This is a genomic window from Polaromonas sp. P4_F6, assembly GCF_056401275.1.
Window position 1 is genome coordinate 600,750 of sequence record NZ_JBFUJQ010000001.1, and the last position, 23,157, is coordinate 623,906.

Annotated in this window: 22 protein-coding genes; 14 read left to right on the forward strand and 8 right to left on the reverse strand. The window is 66.1% G+C overall.

Annotated features, from left to right (window positions below; genetic code table 11):
• Window positions 1-46: 46 nt before the first annotated feature.
• On the reverse strand, window positions 47-1,009 hold the full coding sequence (locus AC1DUN_RS02865) for a Bug family tripartite tricarboxylate transporter substrate binding protein (RefSeq protein ID WP_477712633.1): 963 nt from the start codon (window positions 1,007-1,009) through the stop codon (window positions 47-49).
• 86 nt (window positions 1,010-1,095) lie between these two features.
• On the opposite strand from AC1DUN_RS02865, the gene AC1DUN_RS02870 reads away from it, so the two are divergent.
• On the forward strand, window positions 1,096-1,989 hold the full coding sequence (locus AC1DUN_RS02870; protein WP_477712634.1) for a LysR family transcriptional regulator: 894 nt from the start codon (window positions 1,096-1,098) through the stop codon (window positions 1,987-1,989).
• 94 nt (window positions 1,990-2,083) lie between these two features.
• Here the strand turns inward: AC1DUN_RS02870 and AC1DUN_RS02875 are convergent, their stop codons facing one another.
• Both AC1DUN_RS02875 and AC1DUN_RS02880 read right to left on the reverse strand, forming a co-directional pair.
• Entirely contained in the window at window positions 2,084-3,214 is a 1,131-nt protein-coding gene (locus AC1DUN_RS02875; RefSeq protein WP_477712635.1) for an ABC transporter substrate-binding protein, read from the reverse strand.
• A gap of 161 nt (window positions 3,215-3,375) precedes the next feature.
• Window positions 3,376-4,530, reverse strand: coding sequence for an ABC transporter substrate-binding protein (locus AC1DUN_RS02880; RefSeq protein ID WP_477712636.1), 1,155 nt, complete (start codon window positions 4,528-4,530; stop codon window positions 3,376-3,378).
• 49 nt (window positions 4,531-4,579) lie between these two features.
• Here AC1DUN_RS02880 and AC1DUN_RS02885 point away from each other — a divergent pair, with 49 nt between their 5' ends.
• The 8 genes from AC1DUN_RS02885 to AC1DUN_RS02920 are packed head-to-tail and all read left to right on the forward strand — an operon-like array spanning window position 4,580 to window position 12,769.
• Window positions 4,580-6,709 carry a molybdopterin-containing oxidoreductase family protein gene (locus AC1DUN_RS02885; RefSeq protein ID WP_477712637.1) on the forward strand — a complete coding sequence of 710 codons (2,130 nt, stop codon included), beginning with the start codon at window positions 4,580-4,582 and terminating at the stop codon, window positions 6,707-6,709.
• 8 nt (window positions 6,710-6,717) lie between these two features.
• Window positions 6,718-7,833 (forward strand): aminopeptidase, encoded by a 1,116-nt coding sequence (locus AC1DUN_RS02890; protein ID WP_477712638.1) that lies wholly within the window; start codon window positions 6,718-6,720, stop codon window positions 7,831-7,833.
• Entirely contained in the window at window positions 7,826-8,158 is a 333-nt protein-coding gene (locus AC1DUN_RS02895; RefSeq protein ID WP_477712639.1) for a polyhydroxyalkanoic acid system family protein, read from the forward strand. The genes AC1DUN_RS02890 and AC1DUN_RS02895 overlap by 8 nt, the downstream gene beginning before the upstream one ends.
• 19 nt (window positions 8,159-8,177) lie before the next feature.
• Window positions 8,178-9,143: a LysR family transcriptional regulator gene (locus AC1DUN_RS02900; RefSeq protein WP_477712640.1), complete on the forward strand. Its 966-nt coding sequence runs from the start codon at window positions 8,178-8,180 to the stop codon at window positions 9,141-9,143.
• A 36-nt stretch (window positions 9,144-9,179) separates the two neighbouring features.
• Complete coding sequence (locus AC1DUN_RS02905) at window positions 9,180-10,421, forward strand: CaiB/BaiF CoA transferase family protein (protein WP_477712641.1); 1,242 nt, start codon at window positions 9,180-9,182, stop codon at window positions 10,419-10,421.
• Window positions 10,418-11,368 carry a hydroxymethylglutaryl-CoA lyase gene (locus tag AC1DUN_RS02910; RefSeq protein ID WP_477712642.1) on the forward strand — a complete coding sequence of 317 codons (951 nt, stop codon included), beginning with the start codon at window positions 10,418-10,420 and terminating at the stop codon, window positions 11,366-11,368. The genes AC1DUN_RS02905 and AC1DUN_RS02910 overlap by 4 nt, the downstream gene beginning before the upstream one ends.
• Window positions 11,365-11,757, forward strand: coding sequence for a VOC family protein (locus AC1DUN_RS02915; protein ID WP_477712643.1), 393 nt, complete (start codon window positions 11,365-11,367; stop codon window positions 11,755-11,757). The genes AC1DUN_RS02910 and AC1DUN_RS02915 overlap by 4 nt, the downstream gene beginning before the upstream one ends.
• Window positions 11,758-11,794: 37 nt before the next feature.
• On the forward strand, window positions 11,795-12,769 hold the full coding sequence (locus AC1DUN_RS02920) for a Bug family tripartite tricarboxylate transporter substrate binding protein (RefSeq protein WP_477712644.1): 975 nt from the start codon (window positions 11,795-11,797) through the stop codon (window positions 12,767-12,769).
• A gap of 89 nt (window positions 12,770-12,858) precedes the next feature.
• Here the strand turns inward: AC1DUN_RS02920 and AC1DUN_RS02925 are convergent, their stop codons facing one another.
• The gene (locus AC1DUN_RS02925) at window positions 12,859-13,113 is read right to left on the reverse strand and encodes an acyl-CoA-binding protein (RefSeq protein WP_477664459.1); all 255 of its coding nucleotides are present in this window, start codon (window positions 13,111-13,113) and stop codon (window positions 12,859-12,861) included.
• 143 nt (window positions 13,114-13,256) lie between these two features.
• Between AC1DUN_RS02925 and AC1DUN_RS02930 the strand changes: the two genes are divergently transcribed.
• The gene (locus AC1DUN_RS02930; protein WP_477712645.1) at window positions 13,257-14,786 is read left to right on the forward strand and encodes a wax ester/triacylglycerol synthase family O-acyltransferase; all 1,530 of its coding nucleotides are present in this window, start codon (window positions 13,257-13,259) and stop codon (window positions 14,784-14,786) included.
• A 23-nt stretch (window positions 14,787-14,809) separates the two neighbouring features.
• Here AC1DUN_RS02930 and AC1DUN_RS02935 read toward each other — a convergent pair whose 3' ends face one another.
• Window positions 14,810-15,577 (reverse strand): type III pantothenate kinase, encoded by a 768-nt coding sequence (locus AC1DUN_RS02935; RefSeq protein WP_477712646.1) that lies wholly within the window; start codon window positions 15,575-15,577, stop codon window positions 14,810-14,812.
• An 83-nt stretch (window positions 15,578-15,660) separates the two neighbouring features.
• Window positions 15,661-16,329: a helix-turn-helix transcriptional regulator gene (locus tag AC1DUN_RS02940; protein WP_074575918.1), complete on the reverse strand. Its 669-nt coding sequence runs from the start codon at window positions 16,327-16,329 to the stop codon at window positions 15,661-15,663.
• Between the two features lie 90 nt (window positions 16,330-16,419).
• On the opposite strand from AC1DUN_RS02940, the gene AC1DUN_RS02945 reads away from it, so the two are divergent.
• Together AC1DUN_RS02945 and AC1DUN_RS02950 are read left to right on the forward strand one after the other, a co-directional pair.
• Window positions 16,420-17,721, forward strand: a complete 1,302-nt coding sequence (locus tag AC1DUN_RS02945; protein ID WP_477664455.1) for a sensor histidine kinase — start codon at window positions 16,420-16,422, stop codon at window positions 17,719-17,721.
• 66 nt (window positions 17,722-17,787) lie between these two features.
• A complete protein-coding gene (locus AC1DUN_RS02950; protein WP_477664454.1) occupies window positions 17,788-18,774 on the forward strand; it encodes a response regulator in 987 nt (328 codons plus the stop codon).
• Here the strand turns inward: AC1DUN_RS02950 and cqsA are convergent, their stop codons facing one another.
• Together cqsA and AC1DUN_RS02960 are read right to left on the reverse strand one after the other, a co-directional pair.
• The gene (gene cqsA, locus AC1DUN_RS02955) at window positions 18,775-20,028 is read right to left on the reverse strand and encodes an alpha-hydroxyketone-type quorum-sensing autoinducer synthase (RefSeq protein ID WP_477664453.1); all 1,254 of its coding nucleotides are present in this window, start codon (window positions 20,026-20,028) and stop codon (window positions 18,775-18,777) included. It lies immediately after the preceding gene.
• A 226-nt stretch (window positions 20,029-20,254) separates the two neighbouring features.
• On the reverse strand, window positions 20,255-20,698 hold the full coding sequence (locus AC1DUN_RS02960) for a rhodanese-like domain-containing protein (RefSeq protein WP_477712647.1): 444 nt from the start codon (window positions 20,696-20,698) through the stop codon (window positions 20,255-20,257).
• 154 nt (window positions 20,699-20,852) lie between these two features.
• Here AC1DUN_RS02960 and AC1DUN_RS02965 point away from each other — a divergent pair, with 154 nt between their 5' ends.
• Window positions 20,853-21,776, forward strand: coding sequence for a PPK2 family polyphosphate kinase (locus AC1DUN_RS02965; protein ID WP_477712648.1), 924 nt, complete (start codon window positions 20,853-20,855; stop codon window positions 21,774-21,776).
• 193 nt (window positions 21,777-21,969) lie between these two features.
• On the forward strand, window positions 21,970-23,079 hold the full coding sequence (locus tag AC1DUN_RS02970) for a TRAP transporter substrate-binding protein (protein ID WP_477712649.1): 1,110 nt from the start codon (window positions 21,970-21,972) through the stop codon (window positions 23,077-23,079).
• The last annotated feature ends 78 nt before the right edge of the window (window positions 23,080-23,157 follow it).

The following is a 23,157-nucleotide window of genomic DNA, read 5'->3' on the forward strand; positions in this document are numbered from 1 at the left end:
CATGTGCGCCAGTGATGTGGCCCGGTGCGTGGCTGGAGCCGGGAATTCAGTCTTCCTTCATGTTGGCGGCCTTGGCGATCGGGCCGAGCCTGGCCTTCTCACCCGCCAGGAATTTGCTGAAGTCGGCGCGGCTGCCGTTGACCGGGTCTATGCCCTGCGGGATCAGGCGGGCGCGCAGTTCCGGGGACTTGAGCGCCGCATTGATCGCGCCATTCATTTTTTCCAGGATGTCTTCGGGCGTGCCGCGTGGGGCAAACACACCGGACCAGTGGCCGATGAACACATTGGGGTAGCCCTGCTCTTCGGCGGTCGGCAGATCCGGCAGCGCCGCGATGCGGCGGTTCCAGGTCGACGCGATGGCGCGCAGCTTGCCGCCCTTGACTTGCGGCAGGACCACCACGCTGGCTTCAGAGGTGGCGTCGACCTGCTTGCCGATCACGGCCACCATGCCCTCCGAGCCGCTCTTGTAGGGAATCACCTCAAGCTTCGCGCCGGACTTGAGCTTGAGCATCTCGGCGACGAAGTGCGGCGTGCTGCCGGTGCCGGCGGTTGAAAAGTTCAATCCGCGGCCCGTTTTTGCCGCGGCTAACAGGCCCTTGAGGTCCTTGATCGGCGAGTCGGCGGACACCACGATGACCGACGGGCTGACCGCCATCATGGCCACGGGCACCAGGTCTTCTTCCTTGTAGGGCATTTTGGTCTTGATCAGCGCATTGGTGATCACGCCGCCGGCAGGTGTCAGGAAGGTATAGCCATCGGGCAAGGCCTTGGCCACCAGGTCGGCGCCCAGCACCGAGCCCGCGCCCGGCTTGTTTTCCACAATGATGGGTTGGCCCAGTTGTTTCGATGCCGCCTCCGCCACGGCGCGGGCCACCAGATCGTTGGCGCCGCCTGGGCCGAAGGGCACGACGAAGCGGATGGGCCGGGACGGCCAGGTATCGGCCATTGCCGACAGTGCGGTGGTGACCAATGCAAGGGCCACGGCAAGACGGGGAAGCAGGTGTTTCATGGGCATCGGCAGCGTCGATTGAAGAGAAAGCGATGCTAGATGGCGCACAATCATTTGTATATTGCAACTTTCTGACTGATTAGTGCATGAGGCGGATCAATTTCGGGCTGGACGAGCTCCAGGCTTTTGTGGCGGTCGCCGAAAAGGCCAGCTTCAGGGTGGCGGCAGAAGACCTGTCCATTTCTCCGCCGGCCCTCAGCCGCCGCATCGACAAGCTGGAGGCGACGCTCGGCAGCCGCCTGCTGGACCGCACCACCCGCCGCGTGTCCCTGACCAACGTGGGGCGGCAGTTCCTGGAGGAGGCGCGCGCCGCCCTCAACGGCCTCGAATATGCGGTGCTCAGGCTGGCGGACAACGCCAGCCTGCGGCGCGGCCAGGTGACGGTTGCCTGCCTGCCGTCGGTGGCGCACCACCTGCTGCCCGGCGTGCTCAAGCGCTTTGCCGACCGGTTTCCCAGCGTCCGGATCAAGGTGGTGGATGAGAGCGCCAATGCGGTGCTGACCAGCGTGCTGTCCGGCGATGCGGACTTCGGTGTGAATTTCGTGGGCGTGCAGGAGCCCGAGATCCGTTTCGAGGCCCTGCGGCAGGAAGACTACGTGCTGGTCATGCCGCGCGACCACCCCTGGGCGCTTCGTGAATCGATCGCCTGGGAAGAGCTGGCTGATGAAAAGATGGTGGCTTTGTCGCGCCAAAGCGGCAACCGGCTGCTGCTGGACAGCGTCCTTTCAAGCCTGCGCCGGCCGCCCAGCGCCTTTTACGAAGTCAACCACGTGACGGGTGCACTCGCGCTGGTGGAGGCCGGGCTGGGGCTGGCGGCGCTGCCGGGCCTGTCATTGCCGCAAACACATGCCACGCTCAAGGGGATTGCGCTGGTCGAGCCCGGCATCCACCGCCTGCTGGGGCTGATTGCGCGCAAAGACCGGCCTTTGCAGCCGGCTGCGGCCATGCTGTATGGGATGTTGAAAGAGCTGGCAGGATGAGCGCCACTCACAATGCCCGCGCCCAAAAAGAAAACGCCTGACTGAGTCAGGCGTTTTTCATGCGGGCCGCTGCGGGGCCGGGGAGTCAAATACTTCAGGTCCTTACCCGGCCGTCGCCCGTCAGCATGGACAGTTCCACGAAGTTGGACGCCACGTGATCCGTCGCCGAAAACGACACGGTGAAACCGCCCATTGACTGGCTGCCCATGCCCTCCAGGCCGGCGATCAGCGACTCGCGGCTGACCTTGGCGGCCCCGCCGCGCTTGAGCCCGTCCACAAAGACCTTGGCGGCCACATAACCCTCCATGCTGGAGAAATTGACCTGGGCGTTGCCCGCCGCCTTGGCCGCATCGACAAACTCGCGCGCGATGAGGCGGGCCGTGTTGTAGGGCGACGGCATGACCTGCGAGACCACCACGCCCGCGCCGTCCTTGCCGAGTTCGTCGGCCAGCGCCTGCGTGCCGACAAAGGACACGTTGTAAAAGGTGCCGCCGTAGCCGGCCTTGCGGGCCTCACGGATAAAGGCCGCGCAGGCCTTGTAGGCGCCGATCTGCACCACCGCGTCGGGCCCGGCCGCGACCAGGGTCTTGACCGCGCCGGCCACGTTCACCGTGTTGCGTTCCACCGTCGCCAGCGCCACCGGCTTGAGGTTTTGCGCCGCCAGGGCCAGCGTCACGCCGTCCAGGCCGGCCTTGCCGTAGGCGTCGTTCTGGTAAAACACCGCGATTTTTTTCAGGCCCAGGCTGGTCAGCTGTTTGACGATGAGGCCGGTTTCGTCGTTGTACGAAGCGCGCACATGGAAGGCGTACTTGTTGAAGGGGTCGCGCAGCGCCATGGCGCCGGTGAAGGGGGCGAAAAACGGCACCTTGTCCTTGGTCGCCAGCGGCAGCGCGGCGATGCTGGTGGGCGTGCCGATGTAGCCAAAGAGCGCGAACACGTCGTCGGCGATCAGCTTGCGGGTGTTTTCGGCGCAGCGCTCGGGCTCGTAGCCGTCATCGAGGTTGCGGATCTCGATCAGGCGCTTGCCGATGCCGCCCTGGGCGTTGACCTGGTCGAAGTAGACCTTGGCGCCCGAGTGGAACTGTATGCCCAGTTGCGCGGCCGGACCGGTGAAGGCGGCCGACTGGCCCAGGATGATTTTGTCGGCCTGGGCATGGGCGACGTTAAAGCCGGCCAGCGTGGAAGCGCCGGCCAGGATGGAAAATTTTCTGCGAGTGAGGTTCATCCCTCGATTCTCGCAACACAACTTACAGCCTGGTTACCCCCATTCGTAACAGTAGGAAAGCCTGTGCGATAGGTCACTACTTTGGGCTTACACGGAAGGCCGGCCGTCAGCAAATTGCCAGCTTTCCAAGGGAATAGCCCTATTCCCGGACCCGCCCGGCGCTATTCCCTGACCCGTCCCAATGCGTCGATCAGGCTGAGCTCGACCAGCTTGGAGCCCACGCGATCGCCGTCGAAGTGGACACGAAAGCCGCCCAGGTTCAGGTCCTGCAGGCTGTCCAGCGCCTTGCGCAGCTTGGCCCGGGTCGGGTCCTTGCCGGCCCTGCGCAGGGCTTCGGTGTAGGTCCAGGCGGCGATATAGCCTTCCAGCATGTAGACATTGGACTTGCCGAGCTTGGCCGCCAGCGCATCGGCCTGCATTTCGCGCACCAGCACGCTTTTGGCGTTGTCCGACTTGGGCGTCACGCGCACCACCACCACGCCGGCGCCGGCCGCGCCCAGCTGTTCGGCCAGCAGGCTTTCGCCGGTGCTCGAAAAACCGTAGATAGGCCCGCGAAAGCCCTTGCTGCGCAGGTCGCGTATGGCATTGGCCGCGCCCGAAGCATCGCTGATCACCAGCACCGACTCCGGTTTTTTGGCCAGCACCTGGTCCACGCTGGTGGCCACGCTGCCGCCGGAAAGCGCCGACTTGGCCACCAGGTTGGCGCCCAGGCCGCCCATGGTGCGCTCGGCCGAATCCAGCGCCGCGAGCGACTCCAGGTCCTTGCCGTGCAGGATGGCCAGCTTGCGCATGCCCAGGGTCTCGGCGTGGCGCGTGATCATCGCGGCCTCTTCGGAATAGCCGGGCCGCACCGAATAGACATTCGGGTAGAGCGAGCCGCGCAGCTCGTCGGCGCCGGCCATGGGCGCGAACAGCAGGATGTCGGTGTCCTTGAGCAGCGGATTGACGGCAGTGACCTGCGGCGAGCCGTAGTAGCCGAATAAAGAGAACACCTTCTGGTCCAGCAGCTTTTTGGTGTTGGCCACGGTGGTGTCGGGGTTGCCCATGTCGTCCAGCGTGCTGAGCTCAATCTTGCGGCCGTTGACGCCGCCGCCCGCGTTGACCCGATCGAAGTAAAGCCGCGCGCCCTGCGCGAAGGGCAGGGCCAGCGTGGCGCCGGGCCCGGTCATGGCCAGGGACTGGCCCAGGGTGACGGCGGTCTTGCTGACGCCGTCCTCGGCATTGGCCCCTGCCGCGAGCAGGCCGGCCAGGGCCGCTACCATGGTGACTCTGGCGGCGGCGCGGAATGCCCGCATTCCGTTCATTGTTGTTGTCATGCTGTGTCTCCCCCGGGATGCGACGATCAAGCCAATATAAAGTTGAACCATGAGCAATACCATCAGCATCTCCCCTAGGACCGAGGCCAACCCTGACAGCCGGCTGAAGCCGGGCGCCGCGCAGGTGCTGGGCGCCTGCCCGCACGACTGCCCCGACACCTGCTCGCTGCTGACCACGGTGGAGAACGGCATCGCCACCCGCGTGCAGGGCAACCCCGCGCATCCGCATACCGGCGGCGTGCTGTGCAACAAGGTCTCGCGCTACACCGAGCGCAGCTACCACCCCGAGCGCCTGCTGGGCCCGCTCAAGCGCAGCGGCCCCAAAGGCAGCGGGCAGTTCGAGCCAGTGAGCTGGGAGGCCGCGCTGGCCGACATCGCGGCGCGCCTCAAGGCCATCGCGGCGCGCGACCCCGAGGCCATCGTCCCCTACAGCTACGCCGGCACCATGGGCCAGGTGCAGGGCGAAAGCATGGCCGGGCGCTTTTTCAACCGGCTGGGCGCGTCTTTCCTGGACCGCACCATCTGCTCCTCGGCCGGCGGCGAGGCCCTGGTGCAGACCCTGGGGGGCAAGGTCGGCATGCGGGTGGAGTTTTTCGCCGAATCCAAACTCATCATCATCTGGGGCAGCAACTCCATAGGCAGCAACCTGCATTTCTGGCGTTATGCGCAGCAGGCCAAGCGCGACGGCGCCAAACTCGTCTGCATAGACCCGCGCCGCAGCGAAACCGCCGAGAAATGCCATGAGCACATCGCGCTGCTACCCGGCACCGACGCCGCGCTGGCGCTCGCGCTGATGCACGAACTCATCATCCACGACTGGCTGGACCACGACTACATCGCGCGCCACACCCTGGGCTGGGAAAGCCCGCAGGGCGGGCTGCGCGAACGCGCGCTGCAGTGGAGCCCCGAGCGCGCCGCCGCCGTCTGCGGCGTGCCGGCCGAACAGATACGCTCGCTGGCGCGCGATTACGGCGAATGCATGGTGAACAGGCAACCGGCCGCCATACGCCTGAACTACGGCATGCAGCGCGTGCACGGCGGCGGCAACGCGGCCCGGGCCATCGCCTGCCTGCCCGCGCTCACGGGTGCCTGGCGGCACCGCGCCGGCGGCGTGCTGCTGAGCAGTTCGGGCCTGTTCCCGGTGGACAAGGCCGCGCTGCAGCGGCCCGAGCTGCTCAAGGGCCGGCAGCCGCGCACCATCAACATGAGCACCATAGGCAATGCGCTGCTGGCGCCTGCCTCGCCGCTGTTCGGCCCGAAGATCGAGGCCCTCATCGTCTACAACAGCAACCCGGTGGCGGTCGCCCCCGAGTCCGGCAAGGTGGTGCAGGGCTTTGCGCGCGAAGACCTGTTCACCGTGGTGCTCGAACACTTCCAGACCGACACCGCCGACTACGCCGACTACATCCTGCCGGCCACCACGCAGCTGGAGCACTGGGATGTGCACGGCGCCTACGGCCACACCGACGCGCTGCTGAACCGCCCGGCCATCGCGCCGCTGGGCCAGGCCAAACCCAACACCCAGATCTTTCGCGAGCTGGCGGCCCACATGGGATTTGCCGATCCGTGTTTTTCCGACAGCGACGAGCAGCTGTGCCGTGCGGTGTTCGGCGACAAGGTCGACTTCCAGCAGCTGCTGGACAAGGGTTTTGCCACGCTGGACCTGCCCGACGCGCCTTTTGCCGAGGGCCGCTTCCCCACGGCCTCGGGCCGCTGCGAATTTTTCAGCGCGCGGCTGGCGGCCCAAAGCGCCGACGGCCTGCCGGACCATGTGCCCAACCATGAGGCCGCGGGTTCTTCCGCGCAATTTCCGCTGGCCATGATCTCGCCGCCGGCGCGCAACTTCCTGAATTCGAGCTTCGTCAACGTCAAAAGCCTGCGCGACATCGAGGCCGAGCCGGTGCTGGAAATCCACGCCGACGACGCCGCCGCGCGCGGCATCACCACCGGCGCCATCGTCAAGGTGTTCAACCAGCGCGGCGAATACCGGGTCAAGGCCGAGGTCTCCGCGCGGGCCCGGCCCGGCGTGGTCAACGGCCTGGGCATCTGGTGGCGCAAGCTGGGCCTGGACGGCACCAATGTCAACGAACTCACCAGCCAGCAACTCACCGACATGGGCCGCGGCCCGGTGTTTTACGACTGCCTGGTGCAGGTGCAGCGCGAGGCGCAGGCCGCCTGAGCTTGCCCATGAAACGCGGCACGCTGAAGCGGACCCTGGCCGTGGCGCTGGCCGCGGCCCTGGGCCTGGCGGGCTGTGCCGACCTGGGCTACTACTGGCAGTCCGTCAGCGGCCATTTGCAGATGCTCAACGCAGCCCGGCCGGTGGATGACTGGCTGAACGACACGCAGGCGTCCGGGCAGCTCAAAGACCGGCTGGCGCTGTCGCAGCGCATACGCAGCTTCGCCGTGAGCGAACTCAAGCTGCCCGACAACCCCAGCTACCGGCGCTACGCCGACCTGCGCCGCAGCGCCGTGGTCTGGAACGTGGTGGCCGCGCCCGAGTTGTCGCTGACGCTCAAGACCTGGTGCTTCCCGGTCACGGGCTGCGTGGGCTACCGCGGCTACTTCAGCGAGGCCGAGGCGCGCGCCGAGGCCGACCGGCTGAAGGCGCAAGGACTGGAAACCAGCGTCTACGGTGTGCCCGCCTATTCCACACTGGGCTGGATGAACTGGGCCGGCGGCGACCCGTTGCTCAATACCTTCATCGGCTATCCGGAAGGCGAACTGGCGCGGCTGATCTTTCATGAGCTCGCGCACCAGGTGGTCTACGCCAAGGACGACACCATGTTCAACGAGTCCTTCGCCACCGCCGTCGAGCGCCTGGGCAGCCAGCGCTGGCTGGACAGCGAGGCCGCCCACGGCAACGATAAAGCCCGCCAGGATTACCTCCAGTTCGACGGGCGGCGCCGGCAGTTCCGCGCGCTGGCGCTGGCCACCCGGCTGGAACTGGCTGCAATCTACGAGCAGAAGCCGGCCAGTGACGCCGACAAAGCCGCGCAGGCGGCCGCGAAAGCCCGGGCCTTCGCGCGCTTTCGCGAGGACTACGCCGTACTCAAGGCCTCCTGGGGCGGCTTCGCGGGCTACGACCCCTGGGTGGCGCGCGCCAACAACGCGGCTTTCGGCGCGCAGGCCGCCTATGATGAGCTGGTGCCCGGTTTCGAAATGCTGTTCGAGCGCGAGGGCCGCGACTGGCAACGGTTTTATGATGCGGTGAAAAGGCTGGCCGGCCTGCCCAAGGAAGAGCGGCGCAAGGCGCTTAAAACGAACAACACGGACAACAACACGGAGACGATCAATGGCTGACATCCACATCCAGCGCGAACACGGCCTGGGCCTTGCCGAGGCACGCAAAATCGCCTTCAAGTGGGCCGAACAGGTCGAAGAAAAGTTCGACATGGAATGCACCTATGAAGAGGGCAAGACCGAAGACCTCGTGAGCTTCACCCGCTCGGGCGTCAGCGGCACGCTGGTGGTCACCAAGGACAGCTTCGACCTGAACGCCAAGCTCGGCTTCCTGCTGGGCGCTTTCAAGGACACGATCGAAGGCGAGATCGTGAAGAACCTGGACACGCTGATCGCGAAAAAGCCCGCCGCAAAAAAAGCAGCCGCCAAAAAGAAGGCCGCCTGAAAATCGAAGGGCGCGGCCCGTGAGCTACAACCTCGCCCGCTTCGACCTGGTGTCCGTGCGCCTGGCCGTGGCTTGCGCCCAGACCGGCAGCCTGACCGCGGCGGCGCGCGATTCGCACCTGGCGCTGGCTGCGGCCAGCCGGCGCATACGCGAACTCGAGGACGCCCTGGGCGAAGCCCTGTTCGAGCGCCACGCGCGCGGCCTGCTGCCCACGGCGGCCGGCCGCGTATTCGTCAAGCACGGCCTGACCCTGCTGCAAACCATGGAGCAGCTGGGCGGCGAACTGGCCGACCTGCGGCGCGGCATCGCGCGCCACATACGCCTGTGCGCCAGCAGCGCCGCCATCAGCCAGTTCTTGCCGCCGCTGCTCGCGCGCTACGGCGAGCTGCAACCGCAGGTGCACATAGACCTCGAAGAGCAGGTGTCCGAGGCCGTGGTGGCCACCCTGCGCGAAGGCCGGGCCGACGCGGCGGTGTTTGTCGAGGGGCCGGACACCACGGGGCTGGACACGCGCCTCTTTCGCGAGGACGAGCTGGTGCTGATACTGCCGGCCGGCCACGCGCTGGCGCGCAGCAAGGCGCCGCTGGCCTTTGTGGATGCGCTCGACGAGGAATGGATCAGCCTGACGGCCGGCGCCGCCATGCTGCAAAAGCAGCAGCAGGCCGCGCTGGCCGCGAACCGGCCGCTGAAACTGCGCATGCAGGTGCGCAGCTTTGATGCGGTATGCCATATGGTGGCCTCGGGCCTGGGCGTGGCCGTGCTGCCCAAAGGCGCCACGCTGCCCCTCATCAAAAGCATGAAGCTGGGCTGGCGGCCGCTGGCCGATGCCTGGGCCAGGCGCCGCCTGCTCGCGGCCACCATGGCGGGCCAGCCCGACGCGGCCATCACGGCGCTGGTGGATTTCCTGGTGGCGCCTGTTGGGCCTGGGAGGCCGAAGGGCGCCCTGCCTTCGCAAAACGCGAAAGCCAGAGGTCCAAAGCGGTAATGGACGCGGCAGGCCCCGGGCGGCACACTGCCGGCCATGGCCTCCACTGAAACCTCCCCTCCCGCCCCCGCCGCCACCGGCCCGCTCGCCGGCCTCAAGGTACTGGAACTGGGCCAGCTGATCGCCGGGCCCTTTGCCGCCAAGACACTGGCGGACTTCGGCGCCGACATCATCAAGATCGAAACCCCGGGCGCCGGCGACCCGCTGCGCAAATGGCGTTTGCTCAAGGATGGCACTTCCGTGTGGTGGCAGGTGCAGTCGCGCAACAAGCGCTCGGTGGCGCTGGACCTCAAAAGCCCCGAGGCGCAGGACATCGTGCGCCGGCTGGCGCTTGACGCCGACGTGCTGATCGAGAACTTCCGCCCCGGCGCCATGGAAGGCTGGGGCCTGGGCCCTGACGAACTGCTGGCGCTGAACCCGCGCCTCATCATGCTGCGCATCAGCGGCTACGGCCAGACCGGCCCCTACCGCGACAAACCGGGCTTCGGCGTGGTGGCCGAAGCCATGAGCGGTCTGCGCCACCTGACGGCCGAACCGGGCCGCGTGCCGGTACGCGTGGGCGTGAGCATAGGCGACACGCTGGCCGCGCTGCACGGCGTGATCGGCATCCTGCTGGCCATGCAGGAGCGCCAGCACTCCGGCAAGGGCCAGGTGATCGACGTGGCGCTCTATGAGGCCGTGTTCAACTGCATGGAAAGCCTGCTGCCCGAATACAGCGCGTTCGGCGCGGTGCGCGGCGCGGCCGGCAGCGCCCTGCCCGGCATCGCGCCCAGCAATGCCTACCTCTGCAAGGACGGCGGCTATGCGCTGGTGGCGGGCAACGGCGACAGCATTTTCAAGCGGCTCATGGCCACCATAGGCCGGGCCGACCTCGGCAGCGACCCGGCGCTGGCCGACAACGCCGGCCGCGTGGCGCGCGTGGCAGAAATCGACGCGGCCATAGGTCAATGGACTTTGGGCCTCACGGTGGACGAAGTGCTGGTAGCGCTCGACAAGGTATCGGTGCCTGCGGGCCGCATCTACACCGTGGCCGACATCGCGGCCGACCCGCATTACCAGGCGCGCGGCATGCTCGATGAAGTGCGTATGGACGACGGCAGCATGCTGGCCGTGCCCGGCATCGTGCCCAAGCTCTCGCGCACGCCGGGCGGCCACCGCCGCAATGCGCCGCAGGTGGGGCAGGACACCGATGCGGTGCTGCGGGAGATGGGACTTTCTGCCGAGCAGATCCAGGCCTTGAAGGACAAGGGCATCGTGGCCGGGAAGGACGCAGCATGAAGAAGCGAATTTATTTCAACGAGGTCGCTACGCGCGACGGCTTCCAGATCGAGCCCAACTTCATTCCCACCGACGAAAAGGTCGCGCTGGTCGATGCGCTGAGCGGCTGCGGCTACGCCAAGATCGAAGTGACCTCCTTCACCTCGCCCAAGGCCATTCCCATGCTGCGCGACGCCGAGGAAGTCATGGGCCGCATACGCCGCGCGCCCGGCGTGGAATACACGGTGCTGGTGCCCAACCTGCGCGGGGCAGAGCGCGCGCTGGAGTCGCGCGCCGACGAGCTCAACCTGGTGATGTCGGTCTCGGAAACCCACAACCTGGCCAATCTGCGCATGCCGCGCGAGAAAAGTTTTGCCGCGCTGTCCGACGTGATTCGCCATGTCGATGGCCGCACGCCCATCAATATCTCACTCTCATGCTGCTTTGGCTGCCCCATGGAGGGCGAGGTGGCCGAGGACGAGGTGCTGCGCTGGAGCGAGCGTTTTGCCGCCTTCGGCGCGGACCGCGTGCGCGGCCTCACGATTTGCGACACCACGGGCATGGCGCACCCGGCGCAAGTCAGCCGTATGGTCGAGGTGCTGCAGCAGCGTTTTGCCGGCCTGCAGCTGACGCTGCACTTCCACAATACGCGCGGCATGGGCCTGGCCAATGTGCTGGCCGCGGTGCAGGGCGGCATCACGCGCTTTGACGGCTCGCTGGGCGGCCTGGGCGGCTGCCCTTACGCACCCGGCGCCAGCGGCAATATCAGCAGCGAAGACGCCATCCACATGCTGGACGCCATGGGCTACGACACCGGCATGGACATCGCCAGGCTGCTGGAAGTGGCGCGGCAAATGCCGGCCATCGTCGGTCATGAAGTCCCCGGCCAGGTCGCCAAGGCCGGCCGCATCAGCGACCTGCATGCACCGCCGCCCTATGTGGCGGAGCTGCGGGAGGCGTCCACATGATCGACCATCTTGACCACCTGGTGCTGACCACGTCGGACGAGAAAGCCTGCGTGGACTTTTACACCCGCGTGCTGGGCATGGCGCTGGAAACCTTTACCGGCGGCACGCCGCCCGTGGAGCGCAAGGCCTTTAAATTCGGCCAGCAGAAGATCAACCTGCATGTCAGAGGGCGCGAGTTCGAACCCAAGGCCCATTTGCCGGTGCCGGGCGCGCTGGACCTGTGCTTTCTGGCCGGCGTCCCCCTTGCCGAGGTGATCAGCCGCCTTGAGCGCGAGCGCTGGCCCGTGATCGAAGGCCCCGTGCTGCGCACGGGCGCGACGCAAAAAATCCGGTCGGTCTATGTGCGCGACCCGGACCTGAACCTCATCGAGATTTCCGAACCCGCCTGAAAACGGCAAACCTACAACTACGACTGGAGACAAGACCATGACTTTCATTTCCCGCAGGACACTGCTGACCGTTGCCGGGCTCAGCACCGCCGCCTGGTTGAACCCGGTGCGCGCACAGCTCGCCGGCAAGCCCATCACGCTGGTGGTGCCCACGGCGGCCGGCGGCACCACCGACATCGCCGCGCGCATGCTGGCCGAACCACTGGGCAAGATTTTGCAGGCCTCGGTGGTGGTGGACAACCGCGGCGGCGGCAACGGCAACATCGCCGGCCAGCTGGTGGCGCGCGGCCCGGCCGACGGCAGCAGCCTGCTGGTGCAGTACTCGGGCTACCAGTGCATCACGCCGCTGATCCAGCCGGTACCGGGTTTTGACCCGGCCACCAGCCTCAAGCCCCTGGGCCACCTGATCGACGCGCCGCAGCTGCTGGTGGTGCGCGGCAATTTCCCGGCCGACAACTTCGCGGACTTCCTCAAGTACGTCAAGGCCAACCCGGGCAAGGTCAACTACGCCTCCAGCGGCAACGGCTCGCTGCAGCACGTGACCACCGAGCTGCTCAAAGACCTGACCAAGACCTTTATGGTGCACATCCCCTACCGCGGCACCGGCCCGGCACTGACCGACCTGCTGGCCGGCACGGTGGACTTCACCATCACCACGCCGCCGCCGCTGCTGCCGCATATACGCGCGGGCAAACTCAAGGCGCTGATGGTGACCGGCCGCACGCGCCTGGCCGCCCAGCCCAATGTGCCGACGGCCACCGAAGCCGGCGTGCCGCTGGTGGCCTCGTCGTGGTTCGCGGTCTACGGGCCCACGGGCCTGTCCGCCGACCTGCAGGGCCGGCTCTCGCTGGCGATCAAGCAGGTGGTGGAATCGGAGAACTTCAAAAAGCGCGCCGAAGAGCAAGGCGCCAAGGCTGTGGTCATGAGCGGTGCCGAGCTGGGCGCCTTGGGCGACAGCGAACGCAAGATGTGGGGCCGGATTGTGAAGCTGGCCAATATCAAGGCAGACTGAAACCGCCCACGGGCAGCAAAAAAAGCGGCACAGCCCCGGCGCAAACTGCGCGGGGGCTGTGCCGCTTTTGTTGTACGAAAGGCCGGGGCTTAGCTCAGGTCAGCAATCAGGTCGATGTACTGCTGCATCGCATCGTCCTGCGACGTGCCCTTGAGGCTGTTCCAGGCGTCCCACTTGGCGCGCGCGACCATGTCGCCGAAGCCGGGCTTTTTGTCGGTGTTGTCGCCGCTGCTGCCTTGCTTGTAGAGCGCGTAGATCTTCAGCAGCGTGGCGTTGTCAGGACGCTCGCTGAGGTTTTTCGAATCGGCCATGGCTTTGTCGAAGGCGGCTTTCAGGTCTGACATGAGGGGATCTCCGTTTTTAGAAGTGGGTCACCAATGAGGTGCTTGGGGTAACTGCCCGGTATCTTAGCGAGGCCGTTCCTTGCAAAATAGGGAAGTTACCCCATCCGGGGTGGATTCGCAGCAGTTTTGCATCGGGAGTGCTCATGGTTACACGCGTTACCGCCCAGGCCGCCGGCCGGAAAGTGGCAAAAAACGTCCAGAAGAACGTCAAGCGGGCCGTCTCGGGAACCCTGGGCATTTCGGGGGAACGCATGAGCAAGGTCGACACGGCCTGGCTGCGCATGGACAACGATGCCAACCTCATGATGATCGTGGGCGTGTGGCAGCTGGCACCCGGCGTCAAGCACGCGGCGGTCCGCGAACGTATTGAAAACAGCCTGCTCAAGTACGACCGCTTCAAGCAGCGCGTGATGGAAGACGCGGCCGGCGCCACCTGGGTGATGGACCGCAATTTCGACCTGGCCAACCATGTGGTGGCCGAGAAACTGCCGAAATCGGCCAACCAGGAGCAGGCCCTGCAGGACCGTGTGGCCGAGCTGGCCACCCGGCGCCTGGACCCGAAACGCCCGCTGTGGCAGATCCACCTGATTGAGGACTACACCGGGCCCGACGGCGTCAAGGGCAGCGCCATGATCGTGCGCATCCACCACTGCATCGCCGACGGCATCGCGCTGATTTCGGTGACCATGTCGCTGGTCGACGGCGGCGCGCCGCCGCCCGAGCGGCGCAAGAAGGCGGCGGCCGCCGGCCCGGAAGACTGGATTACCGACACCCTGCTCAAGCCCTTTACCGACATCACGGTCAAGGCGCTGGGCGCCGTGGGCGAAGGCGCGGCGCGCTCGTTGGGCATGCTGGGGGACCCGAAAAAAGGCATGGAGCAAGGCGTGAGCGGCTCTTTCGACATGGCCAAGGTGCTGTTCCAGCTGCTGTCCGACTCGGCCGCGCTGGCCCTGATGCCCGACGACTCCAAGACCCGGCTCAAGGGCAAGCCCGGCGGCGCCAAAAAAGTGGCCTGGTGCCAGCCGATTCCGCTGGACGAGGTCAAGGCCGTGGGCAAGGCGCTCAACTGCTCGATCAACGACGTCCTGCTCAGCTGCGTAGCCGGCGCCCTGGGCGAGTACCTGAAAACCTTTGGCGACGACGTGGCGGGCCAGGAAATCCGCGCCATGGTGCCGGTGAACCTGCGGCCGCTGGACCAGGCGCACAAGCTGGGCAACCGCTTCGGCCTGGTGCCGCTGGTGCTGCCCATAGGCATAGACAACCCGATCGAGCGCGTCTACGAGGTGCGCCGCCGCATGGCAGCGCTCAAGGGCAGCTACCAGCCGCTGCTGGCCTTCAGCCTGCTGGCGGTGGCGGGCCTGCTGATCAAGCCGGCGCAGGACATGATGCTCAACCTGTTCGCCAAAAAGACCACGGCGGTCATGACCAATGTGCCGGGCCCGCGCGAAAAGCTCAAGTTCTGCGGCTCCACGCTGGAGCAAAGCATGTTCTGGGTGCCGCAGTCGGGCGACATGGGCCTGGGCGTCTCCATCCTGAGTTACGGCGGCGGCGTGCAGTTCGGCGTGATCACCGACAGCACGCTGTGCCCGGAGCCGCAGCGCATCATTGACGAGTTTGTGCCAGAGTTCGCCAAGCTTTCGATTGTGACGCTGATGCTGCCCTGGGGAGAGTGAGCGTCGCCTGAGGCACCGCCGCCTTAAAGGGCGAAGCGACGGGAAGCGATTTCCAGAAGCCCGTCAAAGATCAGGCTGTCCACCAGCTCGAATTTGACCGACATGCTGGGCGCCATCTTCCAGCCCGCGCCGCCGGTCATGATGCATTCGGGCGTCTCGCCGCAGTGGCGCGTGATGTTTTCGACCATGCGCTGGACGGCGCCGGCAATCGCGAAGGTGCCGCCGCTGGTCAGCGCGTCGCTGGTGTTGGTGGGGAAGTCGCGAACCTCGCCGGTGGGCACATGCAGGCCGGCCGTGCCGGACTCGAGCGCGCGCAGCATGATGCCATGGCCCGGCAGGATGATGCCGCCCAGGAATTTGCCGGAGGCGTCTATGGCCTCGACGGTGACCGCGGTGCCCACCATGACGACCACACAGGGCTTGTGCACGCCGCGCGCCAGCAGCCGGTGGCGCGCCCCTATGATGGCGACCCAGCGGTCGGCGCCCAGGCGGGCCGGATGGTCGTAGCCGTTGCTCACGCCCGCCTCCTGCGGGCTGGAGACCACCCAGCGCGGCGCCACGTCCCAGAGCTCCATCTGCTCGGCCACACGCCGCTTGATGGCGTCGCCGGCGACGATGCAGCCCAGGGTGCGCGAAGGGATGGGCAGGCCATTCCACTCCTCTTCGGCCAGCCTGTCGATGTTCTCCAGGAACACCGCCCCCTGTGCCAGCAGTTTGGCGCCGGCCGCGGGCGCCTCGTACTGGGCCCATTTCAGGCGGGTGTTACCCACATCAAGCGCTAGGAAGGTCATTTGGCGGATTATGAACAGGTTTGGCGCCGCGCCCCGGCCGGCGGCCTAGGGGTTTCCAGTAGGGTTTGGCGGGAAATCCAGGGTCAAATCAATCCGAACCAGCAGGCGCGCTGGATGGCGGCCAGCTTGTTGTCGACCCTGAGCTTGGTCATGGCATTGGAGAGGTGGAAATTGACGGTGCGCTCGCTGCAGGCCAGCAGCTCGCCGCTTTCACGCGCGGTCATGCCCTGGAAGGCCAGGCTCAGGCACTCGAGTTCGCGCGGGCTCAGCGGGCTGCGCGCCTCGGCCAGCGCGCGCTTGAGCAGCGGCCAGATGTTGAGCGCCGACCAGGCCAGCAGGGCCGCCTCGCTGCGGTCGTGCCACTGGCGCGGGCTGAACAGGTAGCACTCGAAGGCGCGGCCCACGGTGAGCGGAAAGGCGATGCGCACCACGCTTTGGTAGCCATGGGCCAGCCAGAGCCGGCGCCAGCGGCCCAGGCTCTCGAAAGCCGATTTGGAGATATCCTGCCAGGCCACCAGGGGCGCATCGGAGTCGCGCCAGGGAGCGCCGAAGTCGCGGCTTTCGGCCAGGGCCTCGGCCGCCTCGAGCAGGCGCGGCGGGTGGATGGCCAGCACCAGCCGGTCCTCCTGGCCCGCAAAAGGGTCGGGGCCCAGCACCATCAGGGCCTCGACCGAAAATTCGCGCAGGGCGCACAGCCAGTCGCTGATGACGCCATCGAGGCTCACGCTGTCAAAGTTGGCAGGTAATAGCATTAGCTTGACGGAAAAAGAACCCGGACAATACAGTCACATGTCAAATGCATCATCAGTCAGGTTCCCTGTTGTGCTGGAGAGATCTTTAAAGTGAGGAGCGCCCGCTTCCACGCGTGGCTGGCGCAGCGCCCCTTGCTCCAGTGGCTGCGCGAGGAGCTGGTACTCGCCCCGCTGGAGCCCATTTTGCATCCATCGCCGCGGCGTCTGTGGTGGCTGGGGCTTTCTTTTTTTTCGGGCAATGCCCTGTTCGCCTGGATCTGGTCGGCCTGGCTGCCCCAGCCCTATGAAAACCTGCCCCTGCGCGTGATGGCCAGCCTGCTGGGCTACAGCCTGATGACGCGGCGCGTGAACCACGACCCGAGCAGCCGCCTGGCGCAAAGGGTGTTCGGCCTGGTGTTCTGGGTGGAACTGCCGGTACTGTTCAGCTGGATGTACCTGTGCAACAGCGGCAGCACGGTGTGGCTGGCCACCATGGCGGCCATGGTGCTGATCTACTACCACGTGACCGACTGGCGCCTGGCCACGCTGGGCACCATCACGGGGGGCCTGCTGGCCTTCGGGGCCTTCATGGCCATCGGGCCCGCGGTTCCCTTGCTGCCGCCGGAGCAGCGCGCCGTCCACGCCGTGGTCTTTGCCTTTGCCTGGTCGATCGCGCTGGTGCTCAACCTCTCTTCGGCCAACCTGCGGCGCGAACAACTCTCCAGCACGCTGACCACCATAGGCATCATGGCCCATGAACTTCGCACACCGCTGTCGACGGCGGCCCTGCTGGGCGACGCGATCCAGCTGGAGGTGCAGCGCCAGCCCGACAACCCGCGCGCGCAGCAGCTGGACAAGCTGGCGCTGCGCCTGCACGCCCTGGTGCGCAACATGAACCACCAGATCGACACCCAGATTGCCAATGCCAAGCTGCTGCAGCTGCCGCGCTACACCGAGCGGGTCTGGGCCAGCAAGGTGGTGCAGGACGTTGTGGTGGCCTATCCCTACCAGTCGAGCCGCCAGCGCGACTGTGTCAAGGTCATCATTCATGACGATTTCAGTTTCCGCTCTTCCGCCACCCAGTTTTCCCAGGTGCTGGACAACCTGATCAAGAACGCCCTGCACTCCCTGATGGCGGCCGACTCGAAATACCCGGCCGGCGCGCTGCGCATCGAGGTGGGCCATTCGCAGTATCGCGGCCGCATTATCGTGGCGGACGAGGGCATGGGCATAGACGCCGCCTTGCTGCCGCAGATTTTCAAGCCTTTTTTCTCCAGCAACCGCGGCACCGGCCACGGCCTGGGTTTGGCGTTTTGCCAGCAAGTGGTACAAAGTGCAGGCGGCAACATTCATGTGAAATCCGAGTTTGCCGTGGGCGCCGTTTTTACCATTGAACTGCCCATGGCGCCCTGATGCCCCTGAAAGCCCGTTTGCGACTTTGTACGACTGCTTTTGACAACCCACCCTAAAACGACAAACATGTCCTTTGCACTCTACCGCCGACCGGGAGGCGTGGTCTTTCTGGACGACGACCCGGACTATCTTGAAATGCTGGCCGAGGTCATGCCGCTGGACTGGTATGTGCGCCTGTTCCTGCGGCCTGTGGCCTGCATAGACCTGCTGCTCAAGGAGCCGGCGCGCTGGGAAGCCGACGCCTGGCGCCAGCAGGAAATCATCAACCGCTGGCGCGAGGGCGCTGCCCTGATCCCGCAAATCCTGCAGTACTGGCGCGAAGACGGCACGGCGCGCTTTGCGCTGACCCAGGTCTGCGTGGTCGACTACTCGATGCCGGCGATGAGCGGGCTGCGGGTGCTCAGCGAGCTGACGGGCTGGTCCGGCGCGCGCGTGCTGCTGACCGGGCGCGCCGACGAGCAGCTCGCCGTCTCGGCCTTCAACCGCGGGCTGATCGAGCAGTTCATCCCCAAGCAGTCCCCCGAGATCCGGCTGCGCCTGACCGACGCCATCCAGGCGCTGCTGCGCCAGCCCGACGGGCGGCACCAGCAGACCTGGCGCTCCACGCTGTCGCGCGAGCAGCACGCCCTGCTGTGCGAACCCACCATCGCCCAGGAACTCGAAAACCTGGCGCTGCGCCAGGGCTGGATAGAACATGTGGTGATAGGCGCGCCTTTCGGCGTGCTGGCGCTGGACCGCAAGGGCAGCGCCAGCTGGCTGCAACTGGAGCCGGCGGCCAACCTGCGCGAACTCGCGGAGATCGCCGAGTCCCAGGGCTGGGACGCGGCCACCGTGCAGGATGTGGCCGCGGGCAGAAAACTCATAGACCTCGAACTGCAGCTGGCGCTGGGCGCCGGCCAGAAGCCGCAGCCGCGCCAGGCCTTCGCCATCGCCTCGGGCACGGCCGTGCTGCACGCCGCGCTGTTCAGCGTCGGCGAGGCCTTCAGCCCGGGCTTTATGACCAGCCACGAGCGCTTTATCGCCACCTCCGGCGAACGGCAGCTGCAAGACTAACTATGCCTCGGCCTGGCCGGCCCGGGCGCGCCGCGCGATCGGCCAGTCCCAGGGTTTGACGATGGGGGCGATCTCGCGGGCCACGGCCTCCACATGCTCCAGCTCCGACTCGGTCAGGCCGGCGTTCAGCGTCATGCGCATCATGGCGCGCTTGGCGCTGGTGGCCGGCGCGCAGAACATCGAGGAAAACACATTGCGCTCCTCCAGCCGGTCGCGCAGCACCATGGTGTCGCTTTCCGAGCCGACTTCCAGCGCGATGATCTGCTGGCTGCCCTGGTGGATGGGGTAGCCGAGCTCGCTCAGCGAGGCGCGCAGCCGGCGCGTGTTCGCGTGCAGGCGCTTGCGCGCGTCGTCGCTGCCCCGGATCAGCTCCAGCGTCGCGGCCAGGCCCGCGATCTCGTGCGGCAGCAGGCTGGAGCTGAAGATGTTGGGGAAACTCGAGCACAGGATGTAGTAGCGCATATGGGCCGGGGCGGTGAAAAAGCCGGCGCGGCCCGCGAAGGCCTTGGCCAGGCTGGCGGTGATGAAGTGCACCCGGTCCGTCAGGCCCAGTTCGGCGCACAGGCCGGCGCCCTGGGGGCCGTGCGTGCCCAGCGAGTGGGACTCGTCGACCAGCATCATGCAGCCATGGGCCTCGGCCACGTCCACCATTTCCACCAGCGGGCTGACGGCGCCGGTGGTGCTGTAGACCGAATCCACCACCACAATGCCGGGACCGTTGCGCGCGATCATGCGCGCCAGGTGGGCCGGGTCGTTGTGGCGGAAGGCGAAAGCCGGCGCGCGCGCCGCGTGGGCGCCTTCCCACAGCGAGGCATGGGCCAGGGTGTCCAGGTAGACCGGTGTCTGCGCGTCGGCAATCGCCTGCAGCAAGCCGACGTTGGCCGCGTAGCCCGACTGGCAGATGAAACCGTCGTCCTTGCCGACCCAGGCGGCCAGGGCCGTCTCCAGGGCATGCGTGGGATGCTGGTTCAGGTGGAAGACGCCGGACTGCACCACGAACTCCTGCGCCTTGCGCAAGGACTCGACCTGGGCATGCACGATCTGCGGATGCCCGGTGATGCTCAGGTAGTCGTTGCCGTCCAGGCGTATGGCATTGGAGTCGGGCGTGCGGCCATGGAGCATGAATTTCCCGCCCCATTGCTGGTCCCAGCGCGGCTTGAAGTCGCGCGCGATGCGCTGGCTCAGTTGGGCCCCCAGGGCGGGATTGATGGGCGCCTTGGCGGCGGGTGAAAGTTCGCGTTCGAGTACTTGCATGGGGAGCTCCGTTAGAAAGAGGAACCCCCATTGAAAGCGCTCAAACAAATTGATACGTGTTATCCCCTGTCAGAACTGACAGGGGTCACCCCCATACACCAATTTTCAGAAAAAGTAATGTGAACTATTCACTTCATTTTTTCCAAACTCTCACCTATTGCCTTACATGGCGAAGTTACAAAAGGTACGGTCACCCTGGGATGGCCGGGGATATTCCGGGCATTTTTCACCCTTGCTTCCATGGCAGGCCCTGCAGACGCCAGCCGCCCTTGTGGCCGCGCTGTCCCTGTTCGTCGGCATCGCCCTCAAAGCCCTCCAGGATGTTGTAGGCCTCCAGGCCCAGCTCCGCCGCGCGTTTGGCGGCCGCCACCGAACGCACACCGCTGCGGCATAGCAGCACGGCCTTCTTGCCGGCGGGCACGGCCGCCTTCAGCCCCTCGTCAAAGCCCGCATTCATGGCCATGCCTGGCCATTGCTTCCAGGCCAGCGGCACGGCGCCGGGCACATAGCCCACCCATTCGCGCTCGGCATCGGTGCGCACGTCCACCAGCACGGCCTGACCCGACTGCATCCATTCAAACGCCAGGCGCGCGGGGATGTCTCCGGCATAGCCGGCGGCCGGCCGGACTTGAAGCGGAGAGCCGGCGTTCGCTGCGGTAGAGCTGGTCATGTCATTGCCTGTCATATAAGAAAGAGGAAAAAGCGGAAAAGTGAGAGCGTCCATGCAGTTTATTCCCGGGCCGCGGCCCGCGGCAACAGCAGGGGAAAAGCACGGCAGGCACAATCACAGCGGCAAGCCCGCCCATCGCCGACCGGAGACATCGATGCCGACCACTCGCACAGACCCGCCTCTTTTCCCCGACACCGCGGCCGGCAAGGCGGAGCTCAAGGCCCTGGCCAGGCTGCTGGCCCGGTGGCAGCCACCGCCAACCGGCATGGACGGCCAGCCGCCCTCCGGCAAAAAATCCGCCAAGCCCTGGGCATTGGCCGACCTGGACCCGGCCGCCAAGCCCTTTTCCAGCGGCGACAAGCAGCGCGACAAGGCCCTGGTCGACACCCTGGCGGCGGAACTCGACGAGTTGCAGAACCTGTTCTACGCCGACAAGCGCTTCAAGCTGCTGGTCATCCTGCAGGGCACCGACACCGCCGGCAAGGACGGCACCCTGCGCGGCGTGTTCGGCCGCATCAGCCCGCTGGGCGTGCATACCGTGAGCTGGCGCGCGCCCAATGAGGCCGAGCGCGCCCACGACTACCTGTGGCGCATCCACCAGCAGGTGCCCGCGGCCGGCGAGATCACCCTCTTCAACCGCAGCCACTATGAAGACGTGCTGGTGCCACCCGTCAAGGGCTGGATCACGCCGGCGCAGACGGCCCAGCGCTACCGCCACATCAACGACTTCGAGCGCCTGCTCGCGCAGACCGGCACCGTGGTCCTCAAGTTCATGCTGCACATCAGCCGCGACGAGCAGCGCGAGCGCCTGCAGGCGCGGCTGGACGACCCGACCAAGCAGTGGAAGTTCAACCTCGACGACCTGGAGGCGCGCAAGCAGTGGAAGCAGTACCAGCAGGCTTACGAGGACCTGCTGCGCGCCACCAGCACGCCCTGGGCGCCGTGGACGGTGGTGCCCGCCGACTCCAAGACCCACCGCAACCTGATGATCGCCACCGTGGTGCGTGCAACGCTGGTGCAGCTGGGCCTGCGCTTTCCGCCCGGCGACGCCGCGCTAAAAGGACTCAAAGTGCCCTGACATATCTATCGCTGCGAAACGAAAGCGTTACGCGATTCCCGCCCCGACTGCAAAAACAGTTTCACCCGTATCGGGGGTAATCGAAGAGCCCTCCAGCCGCTGCGTTGGTGGAAACCCTCTTTGTAAGCCTTGGGCAAGGCTGAATGATGAGTGTTCTTAGTGTTCGTATGTTTTCCCACAACAGGAGACAGTCATGACCGAGAGCAAAAGCCCCCGCAGGCGCGGCCTGCTGAAAGGCGCCGCGATTGCCGCCGGCGCCCTGTCCGCCCCCATGGTCGCCATGGCGCAGACAACCTCCTTTCGCTTCCAGAGCACCTGGCCGGCCAAGGACATCTTCCACGAGTTCGCCAACGACTTCGCGAAAAAAGTCAACGACATGGCCGGCGGCCGCCTCAAGATAGAGGTGCTGCCCTCGGGCGCGGTCGTGCCGGCCTTCCAGCTGCTGGAAGCCGTGAACAAGGGCACGCTGGACGGCGGCCACGGCGTGGTGGCCTACCACTACGGTAAAAATTCGGCGCTGGCCCTGTGGGGCTCCGGCCCCGGCTACGGCATGGACTCCAACATGGTGCTGGCCTGGCACAACTACGGCGGCGGCAAGGCCCTGCTCGAGGAAATCTACAAGGCCATCAACATGGACGTGGTGTCCTACCTCTACGGCCCCATGACCACCCAGCCGCTGGGCTGGTTCAAAAAACCCATCGCCAAGGCCGATGACCTCAAGGGCCTAAAGTACCGCACCGTGGGCCTGGCCGTGGACATGTTCACGCTGATGGGCGCCGCGGTCAACCCCCTGCCCGGCGGCGAAATCGTGCCGGCCCTGGACCGCGGCCTGATCGACGCGGCCGAGTTCAACAACGCCTCCTCCGACCGGATGCTGGGTTTTCCGGACGTGGTGAAAAACTGCATGCTGCAGAGCTTTCACCAAAGCGGCGAGCAATTCGAGATCCTGTTCAACAAGACCAAATACAACGCCTTGCCGGCCGAGCTCAAGTCCATCATCGACTATGCGGTGCAGGCGGCCAGCGCCGACATGAGCTGGAAGATGATAGACCGCAACTCCAGCGACTACATCGAGATGAAGAAGCAGGGCATCAAGTTCTACAAGACCTCGGACGCCGTGCTGCGCGCCCAGCTCGACGCCTGGGACAAGACCATCGCCAAGAAGGCCGGCGAGAACCCGCTGTTCCAGAAGGTGCTGGATTCGCAAAAGGCGTTCGCCCAGCGGGCCGTGTCCTGGCACAACGACTACTCCGTCGACTTCAAGATGGCCTACAACCATTATTTCTCCGGCAAGAAAGCCTGACCGCCGGCGCTCGAGTTTGAGCTTGAAGCACAGCAGCCATCCGGTTCCACCTGGATGGCTGCTTTTCTTTGTCACCGC

Bases quoted from the DNA above. Each gene is read 5' to 3' on its own strand.
- AC1DUN_RS02865 (WP_477712633.1), bottom strand. From the start codon at position 1,009: ATGAAACACCTGCTTCCCCGTCTTGCCGTGGCCCTTGCATTGGTCACC.
- AC1DUN_RS02870 (WP_477712634.1), top strand. From the start codon at position 1,096: ATGAGGCGGATCAATTTCGGGCTGGACGAGCTCCAGGCTTTTGTGGCG.
- AC1DUN_RS02875 (WP_477712635.1), bottom strand. From the start codon at position 3,214: ATGAACCTCACTCGCAGAAAATTTTCCATCCTGGCCGGCGCTTCCACG.
- AC1DUN_RS02880 (WP_477712636.1), bottom strand. From the start codon at position 4,530: ATGACAACAACAATGAACGGAATGCGGGCATTCCGCGCCGCCGCCAGA.
- AC1DUN_RS02885 (WP_477712637.1), top strand. From the start codon at position 4,580: ATGAGCAATACCATCAGCATCTCCCCTAGGACCGAGGCCAACCCTGAC.
- AC1DUN_RS02890 (WP_477712638.1), top strand. From the start codon at position 6,718: ATGAAACGCGGCACGCTGAAGCGGACCCTGGCCGTGGCGCTGGCCGCG.
- AC1DUN_RS02895 (WP_477712639.1), top strand. From the start codon at position 7,826: ATGGCTGACATCCACATCCAGCGCGAACACGGCCTGGGCCTTGCCGAG.
- AC1DUN_RS02905 (WP_477712641.1), top strand. From the start codon at position 9,180: ATGGCCTCCACTGAAACCTCCCCTCCCGCCCCCGCCGCCACCGGCCCG.
- AC1DUN_RS02910 (WP_477712642.1), top strand. From the start codon at position 10,418: ATGAAGAAGCGAATTTATTTCAACGAGGTCGCTACGCGCGACGGCTTC.
- AC1DUN_RS02915 (WP_477712643.1), top strand. From the start codon at position 11,365: ATGATCGACCATCTTGACCACCTGGTGCTGACCACGTCGGACGAGAAA.
- AC1DUN_RS02920 (WP_477712644.1), top strand. From the start codon at position 11,795: ATGACTTTCATTTCCCGCAGGACACTGCTGACCGTTGCCGGGCTCAGC.
- AC1DUN_RS02925 (WP_477664459.1), bottom strand. From the start codon at position 13,113: ATGTCAGACCTGAAAGCCGCCTTCGACAAAGCCATGGCCGATTCGAAA.
- AC1DUN_RS02930 (WP_477712645.1), top strand. From the start codon at position 13,257: ATGGTTACACGCGTTACCGCCCAGGCCGCCGGCCGGAAAGTGGCAAAA.
- AC1DUN_RS02935 (WP_477712646.1), bottom strand. From the start codon at position 15,577: ATGACCTTCCTAGCGCTTGATGTGGGTAACACCCGCCTGAAATGGGCC.
- AC1DUN_RS02940 (WP_074575918.1), bottom strand. From the start codon at position 16,329: ATGCTATTACCTGCCAACTTTGACAGCGTGAGCCTCGATGGCGTCATC.
- AC1DUN_RS02950 (WP_477664454.1), top strand. From the start codon at position 17,788: ATGTCCTTTGCACTCTACCGCCGACCGGGAGGCGTGGTCTTTCTGGAC.
- cqsA (WP_477664453.1), bottom strand. From the start codon at position 20,028: ATGCAAGTACTCGAACGCGAACTTTCACCCGCCGCCAAGGCGCCCATC.
- AC1DUN_RS02960 (WP_477712647.1), bottom strand. From the start codon at position 20,698: ATGACCAGCTCTACCGCAGCGAACGCCGGCTCTCCGCTTCAAGTCCGG.
- AC1DUN_RS02965 (WP_477712648.1), top strand. From the start codon at position 20,853: ATGCCGACCACTCGCACAGACCCGCCTCTTTTCCCCGACACCGCGGCC.
- AC1DUN_RS02970 (WP_477712649.1), top strand. From the start codon at position 21,970: ATGACCGAGAGCAAAAGCCCCCGCAGGCGCGGCCTGCTGAAAGGCGCC.